The organism is Neolewinella persica DSM 23188 (assembly GCF_000373105.1).
Lineage (GTDB): Bacteria > Bacteroidota > Bacteroidia > Chitinophagales > Saprospiraceae > Neolewinella > Neolewinella persica.
Genome location: NZ_KB890450.1, coordinates 13598 through 27999, shown reverse-complemented (window position 1 = coordinate 27999; position 14402 = coordinate 13598). Strand labels below are relative to the sequence as shown.

Sequence of the window (14402 nt, the reverse complement as noted above, 5' to 3'; positions counted from 1 at the left end):
CCACTCCGATGAGCTGCCCGGTTTGGAGAGGGTTAGTTACGGAAATACATGTTATCCATATATATCGTTGCGCTTCCGGTAGGCTCTGCTACGAGGATGTACTGCGCCATGTTGGCACGAGTCGTCAGGCCAGTGAAGTCACTCAGGGGGAGGTCATAGCTGATCCATTCTCTGGTGGCCGGCGCGGTGAAGGTGATTTCGTGCTCTACGTCATCACCACCGTTTTCATCGAATACGCCGTTAGCACCAAAATCGACCAACTTGATCTTGAAAGTGGTCGCATCTGCCGACCAAATGTCGACCCGGAAGTGGGTCATAGCCGTGGCATCGATGGTGTTGGCCACGGTTTCGATCCCTACAAAGCTGAGGTTGGTGTACTTCTTGGTGGCATTCCCGGCTACCATAACCTCTTCCAGATCGCCTACTGACCAATCGGTTCGGTAGGTGTCAACGGTAACGTCAGTGTAGGCATCGCTGAACAAAGAGATAACGTTAGCTGCCGGATTAACTGGCGTTGGTGCAGCTACCGTTGGTTCATCTCCGCCTCCGGAACCTCCGTCATCGTTGTAGAAGTAAAGATTATCCACAAATATCGTTGCTGCGCCTACTGGCTCAGCAGACAGGACGTATTGCGCAATGTTTCCCCGCGTGGTCAGTCCCGTAAAGTCACTTAATGGAATTTCATAGTTGATCCACTGGTTGGTGGCAGGTGAAGTGAAGATAACTTCGTGCTCTACGTCATCACCACCATTTTCATCGAATACACCGTTCGCACCGAAGTCTACTAACTTAACTTTGAACAGCGTAGCGTTGGGTGACCAGACGTCAAGGTTAAAGTGCGTCATGCCGGTAATGTCAACCTGGTTCATGACCGTTTCGATCCCAACAAAGCTGAGATCGGAATAACGCTTTGTAGCGTTACCCGCTACGTTGATGTCCGTAAAGGAGGCCACCGACCAATCGGTACGCCAGGTATCCACCGGTACGTCGTCATAAGCGTCGCTGAAGAGCGAGATTACGTCGGTGCCGTTTCTGGTGGGAGTTGGTGCTGCCATGGCTGGCTCGTCATCATTGCCACCGCCGCCGCCATTACCATCGTCATAGAGGTAGAGGTTATCCATGTACACATTGGCGAGATCTCCGGATAGGACAACCTGTGCCAGGTTATTTCGGGCCGTAAGGCCGGGGAAATCCGTCAAGGGCAGGTCAATACTTACCCAGGAGCCGGTTTGCAGCGTCGGACTGGTAATTGTAACCTCATGCTCCGAGTCATCACTGGTACCAAACGATCGGTCAGGACCGACGTCAAAGAGCAGTATTTTAAAAGTCGCCGGTGCGCCGGTCGGGTCAGGAGTCCAAATATCCAGGTGGACCCTGTTCATCGCCGTTGCATTGATGACTGGTGCGGTAAATTGTATGCCGACAAAATTCAGTTGGCTGTAGCGGATGACGTCATCACCTGCCACCTGTATGTCTTCTGATTGTGTGGTGGAATTCTCCCAGAAGCCGTTGTAGAAATCAACGGGTACATTCGTGTAGGCATTACTGTAAATGGAAATTACGTCGTCTGCGGGGATTTCCGGCGTCGGCGCCGCCGTTGTTGGCAAGTTCGCCTGACCGGAAGAGGTGAGCGTAAGGGAGCCAATCGAGGCCTCGTCTCCCAGGGAAGCAGTAATTACAGCCTCGCCTTCACTCAATACAGTAACCCGGCCGTTTAAATCCACACTGGCTACTGCGGGATTTGAAGAACTGAAGTTGAAATAGGAAGGGGCTACACTCATGCGCTGATCAACACCTGAAGGCAGGTTAAAGACAGCAAAGCCATCTGCATTGAAAACGTTTCCGGTTTCTACCGTCAGTATCCGGTCCTCACCATTGAAAATGCCGGAACTGACGGGTACGACGGTTCCCAGGTTTTCAAAAGTGACATTATCAATCCAGAAGGTATAGCCACGTCCGTTTTCCGGACCTTCGGAGTAGAAAAACATGCCACGTTCCTGTGTCAGCTTTGAAGGGTCTGGAATGGGGATATAATACTTTTTCCAGTTCGTGTTTACCGCAAGCCCGGACAGTGAGGCTATGTATTCATTGTCTCCCAGATCGTTTCCAATACCGACGATATCAATATTAGCAGGTTGAGAGGCTCTTGCCCAAAAGGTCAGGACATTGTAGCCGGTTAAATCTCTCCCGGAGTCTAAAAAGAAGGCGCCACCGGCGTAAGCGCCTGCGGGGTCTTCAAAGTCAGGTACGGAAAAGCGCATGGAGGTGGTGCCGGCGTATTTTATCTCCGTGTCTGTATCAAAAGCGGTGACATCAGAACCGCCGAAGGCGGCATAGTTCAGGCCACCAACAAAACCATCGATAAAAACATCCGCAGATGTAGGGAAAGTGGCTGGCTCCAGATCATCCAAATCCCGCTCACAGCTTGTGGAAAAAATGAGCAATACGGCTAGAATAAACTTACTGAAGTTGTTGAGTAACTTAGTCATTGTTGGTTAGTTTTCCTGGGTTACTTGAAGATGTTGACGTGGAGGTAAGTGCGTATTTCCCACTCGTTGCCGTCGTCAAATCCAATGGCTGTAGGGTTACACATTATGCTTCCGTCCGCCATGGTTGTCCGCGAAGGGCAATAACGCGGGGAGAACTGATCAAGCGTTCGGAAAATACCCATCAGGCCGATCTTGGTTTCTGGTAAATTGAACCATTGTGGTGTGCCCAGGGTAGTGGAGAGGTCCAGGGATAGTTGGGTTGGGAAGGTTAGGTTAAAGTCACGGTGGTAGTCAAAGGGCCCCCAATCGTTCAGTTTGATCGCCGAGACCAGTTTCATACGCTTGTAGATCATGCGCAGGTCGGTACCAAAGCGCTGAATCTTACGGGCATCGCTGCCGTTAGCCTGGGCGGTACCCGTGTAAATGTTTGCGATAATGCCAAGTTCAGGGCTTTGCTTCGATACAATTCTGGCGTGCGCCTCCCAAAGATCGGCTGCGGGTGCTGCGCCCGGGAAGGGGAAGAAAGTCCGCCCATCTGGTAAAATACCAATGGCAGCGTCCTGCGTGGTGGGGAGGTGACGGAATACGAAGCCGGCATTCATAGCGAATTTGGCGTCTTCTGCCCGGTCGTTGTCCCACTGGTACATAAAGGTGGCTGGGGTGGGGTCAAACGTAAAGAGGATCTCACCGGCAACGGTTTCCCGGTTTGCACGAACGGAGAAAGGATCGGTAAGAATATTACGGGGACGGCCAGGGGCGTTTACGTCGCCCGGTATCGGACCTTCGATCGGACGCTGCCACAGGAAGTTGGGAGCGATCTGTAAATCCCCGACCAGGTAGGTGAAACCTGTGAGGAAGTTATACTGGTTACCGCTGCCACTGTCCTTTAGTTTCCATCCGGTGAAGGTAAGCGTGGCGTCTGCTCCGCCATTGGCCACTAAGCCCATGGCTGCCGCCTGTCCGTACCAGTTAATTGGCCCCTTAGAGAAGGTCATTTTGATCTTGCCGCCCCAGTTGTCGGAGGATTTAACCTCGTCTTTATAAACGGTGTTGTCCCCGTCTTCCCCTCCGGTAAGTTGGAATTCTCTGCCGTTCAGCGGAGATCCGCCCCACATACCACCAAGCTGAAGGCCAAAAGACCCCATTTTTTTTTCTATTTGAAACGTCGCCCGCCGCGTGCGCGGCTGCGGAATCGCGAAGGAACTTTCCGTTTGCCCCCGCTCTTCCAGGTCTTCATGGAAAAGACCGGTTACTTCCATTCCCATCAGTTCCCGCTGGTATTTTACCAGTACTGCGGGGTTGGCTCCCCACCAAAGTTCTGGGCCCATCGCAAGGCTTAAACCCTCGAGTTCTTTCTTGCCTTCGAATTCTACACCTAAAGGAGCGTTACCGTTGTAAATATCGATGTTCGGACCATAGTTGGCCTCGGGGTACAAGCCAAAAAAGTCACCTTCGTATTGCCAGTGATAGTGCCCCGTCCGGTAAAAGGCCTTCATGTCGAACTTGTCGTGGTTCCAGTCAACTTCGGCCCGGTAAACCGCTACCCGGTTAGCGTCCGCCTGGGTCACCGGTCCGTTCGTTGTATTAAAGGTGATCGGCCGGCCCCGGTTCTCGTAGAATACTTCGTTGATCGGGTTCTGGGCAACGTTACCCAGAATGTTAAATTCCACGTTAGCCCGCAGACTGGGATTCGGATTGGCCGATACCCCCACAAAGAAGGACTGCATGTGGTCAAAACCCTGCTGGTTCGGGAAGCTGTTGTCGAGCGGATTATCGTCTTCTGGCGTTGCCACCAGACTACCGCCGGTATTAAAGGTTGTCAGCTCTGCGCTTAGGCGACTCAGTTGAATCTTACCAGCCGTGGCACTCTCCAGCGCGGCCTTGTCGCCGCGTGCTTTCAGCGCAGCGTCCATTAGTTGGATACCGTCGAAGTAACTTTCCAGGGTTTGCTGGCTGGCACCCGCAGCGTATGGGTCATACCGGTGCGCTTCCTGTAGCGCGTAGTAAGCCGCGCGGGGGTAGAGGCTGTATAAGCCTCTTTCGTTCGTGGGCCCTTTGGCCATAATGCCAAACCACTCTTCGTTCATGTTGTTTTCGCCCTCAACGAAATCATGCGTATAACCGCCACTACCCCAGGAGGCCGTATTGTTGTGTACGTCCAGTTCATCCGTCTGGCCATATTTCCACCAACCGTCACTGAATTGGAAGGTGAAACCACCAATGGAGTTACCCGCCTTTCCCATGCCCGCAGCATTCGCGTAAATCTCTTCCCAGTTGTTCACCATGTAGTAGGCCTGGTTAACCTGGTCCTCACGGTTGGAAAGGGCGTTAAAGGCATCAGCGCCGAACTCTGTAAACATGAACGGCTTGCCGTACTCGTTTCTAACGCGGTCAAATGCGTCACCGAACGAAACACCCCGGTACATATTTGTGCCGTAGATGTCTACATCCGGGCACTCTTCAACCACAATATCAAGGTAAAGGAGGTCACCATTACACATCGCTACGGGATGCGACTTGTCAATGGCTTTCATCGCTTTGGTCGCTTTATTAAACAACTTATACATGGCCCGGGCACGGATGAATGTCTTGCGGTCCTCCAGTGGTATGTCCTCAGTTTCCGCTCCTCCCCAGGAGAGGCCATAGTTGTTTTCGTTACCCAGCAGGTACATCAACAGCCCTGGCGTATCCTTATAACTACGGGCCAAATCTGTGGCCTCTTTCATTAAATAAGCATCTACCCTCGGGTCAGAATACTCCGTATTCGGCATCCAACCACCATCGATAGTCAGGCCGTATCTCCCGAAGGAGTGGTTAAGCATCGTATAAATACCGTACTTCTCGTAGATGTAGGTAATCCACTTAGCCTGGACTCCCGTGTACATACGGACAGCATTGACCCCCATATTTTTCAGTAAGGACATCTCTTCGTCCAGCGCCGCCCGGATGATGTCATCCGGTTGCTGCCATAAGCTGTAGGAGACAGTAGTGCCGATGGGGAAATAATCCCAGTTCATTCCATTTATCATGAAATCTTTTCCGTTTACGGTAAGTTTCATGTCGCCTCCGCTCTCTTCTACCGAAACCTGGGCGGCCTGGGCGGACAAAATCGCAAACGAAAAGGTACAAAGCAGTGATAGTAGTAAGGATTTCATATGATCGACTTGTATAATGGGTGACCTGAGAAAAATCAGGATTCACAAAGAATAATTGCAAGACCGGTTGAATGTTATCAATTGCTATCGATTATACGTCTACGTACTATCGATGAACAGCGTTGAGACACAAAACTAATTATGATACATGGTAAACGAAAATATGTTTGTAGCCGGGAAGTAAAATTTATGCTGGAATTATGGTCTGATTGAAGTTGATTGTATCGAATCCGCAGAGCACACTTCCTTAGTCCCGCTTCAGGGGTGGGCGCGGACGCAGGTGCAGAGACAGGACCTGAAAAGCAAAGAAAGGGTTCATCCCTGATTACTCTCTTTTGTCTCCACTTGCTTTCATTACAGCATTCTTTAGCTGGATGCCATCAAAATGGTGTTCCAGTTTTTGAGGTGAAGCACCCTTACTAAATGGATCAAACTGATGCGCTTCCTGAAGAGCAAAGTAAGCTGCCCTTGGAGACAGTTTGTACAATCCTTTTTCATTGGTTGGCCCCTTGCCTGCAATACCAAACCACTCCTCGTTCATATTATTGGTGCCCTTGGTAAAGTCACGATCGTAACCTCCGTTGCCCCAGGAGGCATTATTGTCGTGTACGTCAAGGCTGTAGGTTTGGCCAAATTTCCACCAGCCATCACTGAACTGGAAGGTAAACCCACCCAAAGAATTCCCGGCTTTACCCATTCCGGCGGCATTGGCGTAGATCTCCCGCCAGTTTTCCACCATGTAATAAGCCTGAGACAACTGGTCTTCACTTTGTGTTTTGACGTTAAAAGCATCAGCCCCAAACTCCGTAAACATCAGCGGCTTCCCATATTCCTTTTTTACCCGTTCAAAGGCATCTCCGAAAGATGCACCACGATACATGTTGGTACCGAGGATGTCTACGTCCGGGCACTCCGTGACAATAAGGTCGAGGTAAGCCAAATCTCCGTTACAAATTGCTACTGGGTGAGATTGGTCAATGCCCTTCATTGCTACCGCAGCTTCATTGAAAAGCTTGTACATGGCCTTTGCCCGGATGGTCGTCTTTTGGTCTTCCACAGGAATGTCCTCCGTTTCAGCACCTTCCCACGACAAGCCATAGTTGTTCTCATTGCCCAGCAAATACATCAGTAAGCCTGGTGTGTTCTGGTAGTCGCGAGCGAGCATCTGTACTTCCTCCATCAGGATTTTTCGGGTACGGGGATCTGCATATTCAGTATTTGCCACCCAGGCACCGTCGAGCGTTAGCCCGTAGCGGCCAAACGAATGATTGAGCATGGTGTAAATGCCATGCTTCTCATAAATGTAGGTGATCCACTTGGCCGGAACCCCGGTGTATTGACGAACAGCATTTACCCCCATGTTTTTCAGCAGGCCCATCTCTTCGTCCAACGCCGCAATGATTAGGTCTTCAGGCTGCGCCCACAGGCTGTATTCGTAATTTGTGCCGATCGGGAAATAATCCCAGTTCATCCCGTTGATCATGAAGTCCTTTCCGTTGACGGTCAGTTTCAAGTCGCCGGCCTCTTCCTTTACCATAACCTTGTTGGTTTGGGCGGTACAACTCGCGAATAGTAAAAGACTGAATAAGGATAGTAATATAGTTTTCATATGATTGAAATTTGATGGGTAATGCTACTAATGGATTGATTCAGAAATTCCGTTAATCAAGGGGTAGTCTAACAGGGGCGGGGCTTGTCCCCGCAGGTGAGGTGGCATTTGCCGTTCGCTTAGCGAACGAATAATACGTTTTCAGGGCGCCGATACGGACGGTGGCAAGCCCCGTTCGTACGGCAGGAATCAGGAAATTTAAGAATCAGTCCACTATTTTATGCCCCGATACCAAGGCGCAGCCCAGTTAATTATCGGCCTCCTGTAAAGTCCTATCCCTTCCTCGTTCCTTTCAGTAGTAACAGGCGCGTAACCAATGGGGCTAAATACCAGTCGGACAGCTCCGTCGTTCCAGGCCCAATAATGATACAACCGAAGCACATCGGTTGCTTCAAGTAAAGGCTCTCGTGTGATCATTTCGTAATTGATGGCGTAAGTAACGGGGTCTATGGTCGGGATGGTATCAGTTCCACCCTGGATTGATTGAATGTCTATCTCTGAAATTTGTCCCCAATCCATTATGTTACTGAAATCCTGGCCGTTTGTACGGAGTAGAAGACCATTGATCTCCGAAATTGTTTCGAAGAGGGATACTTGATTGCTTGCGGTAGGGCGTAGGTCGGTGAAAGGAATTTCCACCGAAGTGCGAATAACGGCATTCCAGCCGGATTCGGTAAAGTCAATGGCTCCTGGAAGGGTCTCGGGTGAAAAATATATGACATACTCGGAATCAGTGAATATATTTCCGATAATCGCCACTGCCGTCAGCTGTTGCTGGAGGGATCCGTCAGAGAGGAAGGTTAACCGCAAGTAAAACCGAAGGTTTTCAAAATTGGCTGGGTTAATCTCGGGATGAATCAAGCGGATGTTCGTTTCATTCGATACAGGATCTACGAGAATAATGGTGTCTGCCTCAACAGATTCGTTGAGAGATTGTACCGTAAGTCGTTCTTGCAGCTCCTTGTCTCTGAAGCCAGGAAGTCTGCCCTCCTGAAATGCGAGGAACAACAGCATCCCGATCGAATTATCCTCTACATCGGTTACTTTGGCCTGGTTGGTTTGCGGGGAGCGATAAGCTACCCACTTGATGCGTTGGTCCGCTAATGGCTTGTGGCCGGTCGCGATATCAACGGTGGTGGTGCCTGTCCACAAAATTTCAGGTGTTTGAGCCAGACAAATATTGGAGAGGGTAAATAGGATAAGGGCTAAGAGGCATTTCATGACTGAGCTTTAATGATACTAAGAAGGGGGAATGCAATATAGTGCTATTTGTACGGCGTCTACTGAGGTTAATCAGTGTAAAATGTAGCAGTTGATAAGCCCTGCCCGCCATTAAAAACACGTTTTGATCAATTCGCTTCCTCAATGATCATGTGCCTCCCCAGCCCCCTGTGGAATTCGGATGTCCTCAACAATGTCCTGCACCGCCTGCGGCGGCGCTGGTGTCATCCGGCTCACCACAATGGAAACGACCAGGTTGACGACCATGGCCACCGAACCAAAACCTTCCGGAGAGATGCCAAACCACCAGCTTGACTTTGGTGGCACTTCGTCCATAAACCAGCCCAGTTTGTACACCGCCATATACCCGAACATGAGTAGGATACCGACCACCATTCCGGAAATCGCCCCTTCCCGGTTCATTCGCTTATCAAAGATGCCCAGGGTAATGGCGGGGAAGAAACTTGCTGCTGCCAACCCGAAGGCCAGCGCAACTGTCGCCGCAACAAAGCCCGGCGGGTTAACACCGAAGTAAGCAGCTACGATCACTGCACCTGCGGCCCCGCCCCTGGCCCACCAGAGTTCCTCTTTTTCACTCATGTTAGGCTTGATCTGCATCTTCATCAGGTCCCGGCTCACTGCCGTGGAAATGACCAGTAACAACCCGGCAGCGGTGCTCAAGGCGGCGGCCAGCCCACCGGCTGCGACCAAAGCAATCACCCAATTAGGTAAACCGGCAATTTCGGGATTGGCCAGTACCATAATATCGTTGTCAATGTAGACTTCGTTCGTCGTTGTGGTAGGCGCATTGGCAAAGATCACCTGCCCGAATTGCCCCCGTTGAAGTTCTCCGTCCGCTGTTGTTGCTAAAACGGGCTTTCCTTCTACAGCGGCCCCTGGCGCATAATTGATGGCCCCGTCGCCATTTTTGTCCGTCCAGGCAATCAGGCCGGTGTCCTCCCATTTCTTGAACCACTCTGGCATGGCAGTGTATTCCTTGCCCTGCATCGTATCGATCAGATTGGTTCGGGCAAAGGCCGCAATGGCCGGCGCGGTGGTGTACAGGATGGCGATGAATAACAGGGCCCAGCCGGCAGAAATGCGTGCATCCTTCACTTTTGGTACCGTAAAGAAGCGAACGATAACGTGGGGTAAACCCGCAGTACCGACCATCAAAGCGAAGGTGATGGCAAATACATCAATCATCGATTTGCTGCCGTCAGTATACTCCGCAAAACCCAGGTCCCGGTGTAATCCGTCCAGCTTTCCGAGCAGGGACATTCCGCTGCCGTCATTCACGTCACTAATGAAACCAAGTTGAGGAATCACGTTGCCGGTCATGTTTAACGAAATGAAAATGGCGGGCACCATGAAGGCAAAGATCAGGACACAATATTGCGCCACCTGGGTGTAAGTGATGCCCTTCATTCCACCAATGATGGCATAAAAGAAAACAATGGCGGTACCGATGTAGACCCCCATGTTGATGTCGACTTCCAAAAACCGGCTAAAGACCAATCCCACACCCCGCATTTGCCCGGCTACGTAAGTGAAACTCACCACAATGGCACAAATCACGGCCACTGTTCTGGCCGTATTACTGTAGTAGCGGTCACCGATGAAATCGGGTACCGTAAACTTTCCGAACTTCCGCAAATACGGCGCCAGCAACAGGGCCAGTAAGACGTACCCTCCGGTCCAGCCCATAAGGTAAACTGATCCGTCGTATCCAGCAAAGCTGATGATGCCAGCCATGGAGATAAACGAGGCTGCACTCATCCAGTCAGCTGCCGTGGCCATGCCGTTGGCCAGTGGGTGGACGCCGCCTCCGGCGGTATAGAACTCGTGGGTAGAGCCTGCCCGGGCCCAGATGGCGATGGCGATGTAGAGGGCGAAAGTCAGGCCTACTATTAGGAAAGTCCAGGTTTGTACTGTCATAGTGAGTTGGTGAGTTATTGAGTCGCTGAGTTGCTACCGCATGAGGCAGGGAGTGAGTCGTTGAGTTGGTGAGTCGCTGAGTTGCTGCCGCAATTACCATTCGCTGCGCTTCGCTTGCTCACCTAAGGCGAATGAGCGCAGCGAAATGAGTGATATGCGCGGAAGCAACTCAGTGACTCTCTCCTTCAGTGACTCGCTCTCTCACTCCTCAAAATGGTATTTCTTATCCAACCGATTCATCAGCCAAACGTAAATAAAAATCAAGATCACAAAAACGTAGATCGATCCCTGCTGAGCAAACCAAAAGCCCATCTTCGCACCGCCGACGTAGTAGTTGTTGAGCTGGTCCACAAAAAGAATGCCGCAGCCAAAGCTGACGACGAACCAAACGATCAGTAGCAGGATGAGGTAACGGAGATTCTCCCGCCAGTAGGCGGTTCTTTGCTTTTGATCTTTCTTCATACTTTTCGACTTTGCGGGGAAGATCGGAAATAATTAATGAATGGGAGTTTTGGTGCAATGGGCTTTGTTCCCCGGCACTTGTGCCGGAATTTCAAGGGAGTTACTTACCGGTACAAGTACCGGGGAATAATCCCAATAGAAAAAGGAGCAAGGCCCCAAAGCCTTACTCCCTTTTCTTCTTTTCCCCTTTCCCTTCAAAGGTGAGCAAGCGAAGCGCCGCGAACGGAACCAGCGGTAGCAACTCAGTGACTCACCAACTCGCCAATTCACTCCCCCAGGAAAGGGTACCGGTAATCCACCGGCGCATTGAAGTTCTCCTTGATTAAACGAGGAGAGATCCAGCGGGTCAGGTTCAGGGCAGAGCCGGCCTTATCGTTGGTCCCGGAGCCACGAGCGCCGCCAAATGGCTGCTGACCCACGACTGCACCAGTTGGCTTATCGTTAACGTAGAAGTTGCCGGCTGCATTGGCCAGTGCCTTTGTTGCCTGGTCGATCAGATTGCGGTCGGTAGCAAATACCGCACCGGTGAGGGCGTATGGGCTGGTGCTGTCCACCAACTTAAGTGTTTCTTCCCACTGGTCGTCTTCGTAAACGTAAATGGTCAGTACCGGGCCGAAGATCTCCTCACACATGGTGGTCGATTTGGGGTCCGTGGTAACGATGACCGTAGGCTCAATGAAGTAGCCCTCAGATTTGTCGTAGTTGCCGCCGGAGATGATTTCCGCCTTAGGGTTCTTCTTCTCCCCGTCAATGTAGGCGGCGATTTTGTCGAAGGAACGCTCATCGATAACGGCATTAACGAAGTTACCAAAGTCTTCCACTGAGCCCATTGTTACAGTTTTCAGATCGTCTATTAAACGTTCCTTTACGGCTGGCCAGAGGCTGGAAGCGATGTATGCCCGGCTGGACGCCGAACACTTCTGGCCCTGAAACTCAAACGATCCGCGCAGGCAAGCTACGGCCACTTGCACGGGGTCCGCATCGGCATGAGCGATGATGAAGTCCTTACCACCAGTTTCACCGACTACGCGGGGGTAGCTGCGGTATTTGTCGATGTTCATCCCGATCTCTTTCCAGAGGTGCTGGAATACCTTGGTACTTCCGGTGAAGTGAAGCCCCGCAAATTCGCGGTGCTTAAACACAATGTCACCTACTTCCGGACCGTCGGTATATATAAGGTTGATGACGCCGGGAGGTAGTCCGGCTTCTTCAAAGAGGTCCATGATCACCACCGCACTGTAAATCTGCGTTTCCGAAGGCTTCCACACCACCGTGTTTCCGCAAAGCGCGGGCGCGGCACAAAGGTTTGCCGCGATACTGGTAAAGTTGAACGGCGTAATGGCAAGGACGAATCCTTCCAGCGGACGATACTCCAGTTTGTTCCAGATGGTCTTCGGGCTGATGAGTGGTTGCTCCCGGTAAATTTCCTGCAGGAAATAGGCATTGAAGCGGAAGAAGTCGCACATTTCAGCGACGGCATCGATCTCTGCCTGGTAAGCATTTTTGCTCTGTGCCAGCATGGTGGCGGCGTTCATGCGTGCCCGGTAGGGGCCGGCAAGCAGGTCCGCTGCCCGCAAGAATACGGCGGCACGTTCGTGCCACGGTGTAGCCGCCCAGCTTTCCTTTGCGGCAAGGGCTGCGTCAATGGCCTGGTGAACATGCTCTTTGGTCCCCCGGTAGAAATGACCAAGGGTGTGCCCATGTTCGTGGGGTGGGTGGACGCTGACCTTCTCGCCTTCCAGTACCTTTTTGCCGTTTATGTAGGCAGGCAATTCTATCTGTTTTGATTTGGCGGCGTGGAGTGCGGAAAGCAGGGCCTTTTTTTCCGGGCTGCCCGGAGCGTAGTTCATCACCGGCTCGTTATAGGGCACGGCGATGTTGAAAATGGCGTTCGACATGGTATTTTATTTGGTTGGTGCGAAGGTAACGCGTTTAGACTCACTTCGTTCGTGTAGCAGAGGTCGCTTACGCTCCCGTTGCAGTGCGCCTCCGGCGCGTTGCAGGTTGCAGCTACCGCGCGAGGCCGTTCACTCTGTTCGTATTGGGTATTCTTTTTGAAACAATGCCGGAAAAACATGGCTTTCTTGCCTGCGGCAATTTTCTTGCCTGAAGCCTACCGTTTCCGTGAAACCTCTAACCGTTCCATCTCAACCATAATATCGGTTCGCTTCCCGTCCTTAATGGCGACGTTGCGCCACTGCGGCACATAGCCGGGGGCGGAGAAGAGGATCTGGTATTCACCTTCGGCGAGGTACCGGTGGAAGTTCCCGTAATTAGAGGAGGCAAAAATATCGGAATTGTCTTTGTCGTGGCCGGGCACGGAAACCTGGGCACCGATTGGCCGACCGGAGTCCCGGTCACGGGCGAAACCGTGCAAGCCATAACGTGCTTCGCTGAGGTACCCCATGATAGCTGGGCTAACGAAGCGCCATAGCTCGGGTAGCCGGGCGGCAGGAAATTGCTTGCGGTTACTCACTTCCAGGGTAGCTTCCCGGCAGCGATGGTAGTAATTCATGTAGTCTTGTCGGGAGCCCGAGATGGGGTACCAGTCATGACCATTGGTGATGCCGTTATGGCGATCCTGGAAGTAGTTGTCCCGTAAGCTGGCGGTTTGAGCTCTGCTGGCAAAGTCCCGGCTGATGCGTCGCCACCACTCCGTGTCCGGGTGCCGGTTGCGGTAGGTATCCCAGGGGTAATTGAATACTTCGGCACCACCGTGGAGGTTCAGGGAGAGGTCAAAACTATGTTCCCGGGCTGCTTTGATGAAAATATTGGTTTCTGGTTGGTAGTCGAACCCGTCGGGGTGAGGACCATCGTCGGGATCCGGGTAGTTGCGGTTAAGGTCAACGCCGGCGGCGTTGCCGCGGGTGGCCCCATCGAGCGAGCTATCGCTCCGTCGGAAGGCACCATCAGGATTAGCCATTGGGTTGATGAAAACTTCGACGTGGGCCAGCAGACCAGTGGTTTCTTCGGTTAGCAGGTGCTCCGCAAGGCGGAGCAGCAGCCAGTAGCCAGCAGTTTCATCACCGTGCATGGCTGCGGTAAACAGTACTTGTGGCCGACCAGTGGCAGTAGGAACATTGTCCGTAATCCGAAGGGCTAATATTTGCCGACCGGAGGGAAGATCCCCCCAATTTTCGAGCACACAGCGGTCGGGATATTGATCTGCCAGTTGGTGCATCATCCCAACGTAATCGGGGTAACTTGGATAGGCGTCCTCCGGGACCAACTTGGTGGTGACTACGGCCTGACCGTAGTTTGCTGGTGCTGCGGGCTGCGCCGTTCCCCAAAAAGGGGCAAGGATCAGGATTAGAAAGAACCACTTCATGTGCGAAAGATAACGCAGAATGAGGGAAGGTTGGTACTTTGCTGTGTTAACCTTTTTTGCACCTGCGGCCGCGCCCGAAAGTGAATAGGGAATGAGAGAATAAGAGAATAGCTGCCGCAAGTTCCGTTCGCGACGCTACGCTGGAGGACTACGGGTAGTTAAATAATTTGTTGGTTATTGAACGAACGAAGTGACCACGA

The 14402-nt window shown here is 51.9% G+C and carries 8 protein-coding genes; all 8 read right to left on the bottom strand.

The annotated features are described in order from the left end of the window. Nucleotides 1-32: 32 nt before the first annotated feature. Nucleotides 33-2489 carry an Ig-like domain-containing protein gene (locus B036_RS32425; protein ID WP_020570647.1) on the bottom strand — a complete coding sequence of 819 codons (2457 nt, stop codon included), beginning with the start codon at nucleotides 2487-2489 and terminating at the stop codon, nucleotides 33-35. Between the two features lie 20 nt (nucleotides 2490-2509). After that, complete coding sequence (locus B036_RS0120690) at nucleotides 2510-5644, bottom strand: glycoside hydrolase family 2 TIM barrel-domain containing protein (RefSeq protein ID WP_020570646.1); 3135 nt, start codon at nucleotides 5642-5644, stop codon at nucleotides 2510-2512. 325 nt (nucleotides 5645-5969) lie between these two features. After that, a complete protein-coding gene (locus B036_RS0120685) occupies nucleotides 5970-7253 on the bottom strand; it encodes a glycoside hydrolase family 2 TIM barrel-domain containing protein (protein WP_083926273.1) in 1284 nt (427 codons plus the stop codon). 213 nt (nucleotides 7254-7466) lie between these two features. Next, entirely contained in the window at nucleotides 7467-8474 is a 1008-nt protein-coding gene (locus B036_RS0120680; RefSeq protein WP_044103353.1) for a hypothetical protein, read from the bottom strand. 141 nt (nucleotides 8475-8615) lie between these two features. Next, a complete protein-coding gene (locus B036_RS0120675) occupies nucleotides 8616-10412 on the bottom strand; it encodes a sodium:solute symporter family protein (protein ID WP_020570643.1) in 1797 nt (598 codons plus the stop codon). 201 nt (nucleotides 10413-10613) lie between these two features. Beyond that, entirely contained in the window at nucleotides 10614-10874 is a 261-nt protein-coding gene (locus B036_RS0120670; protein ID WP_020570642.1) for a DUF4212 domain-containing protein, read from the bottom strand. 266 nt (nucleotides 10875-11140) lie between these two features. Further along, nucleotides 11141-12772 (bottom strand): L-glutamate gamma-semialdehyde dehydrogenase, encoded by a 1632-nt coding sequence (pruA, locus tag B036_RS0120665; RefSeq protein ID WP_020570641.1) that lies wholly within the window; start codon nucleotides 12770-12772, stop codon nucleotides 11141-11143. Nucleotides 12773-12987: 215 nt separating this feature from the next. After that, entirely contained in the window at nucleotides 12988-14202 is a 1215-nt protein-coding gene (locus tag B036_RS30340) for a M14 family zinc carboxypeptidase (protein WP_020570640.1), read from the bottom strand. Between the last annotated feature and the right edge of the window lie 200 nt (nucleotides 14203-14402).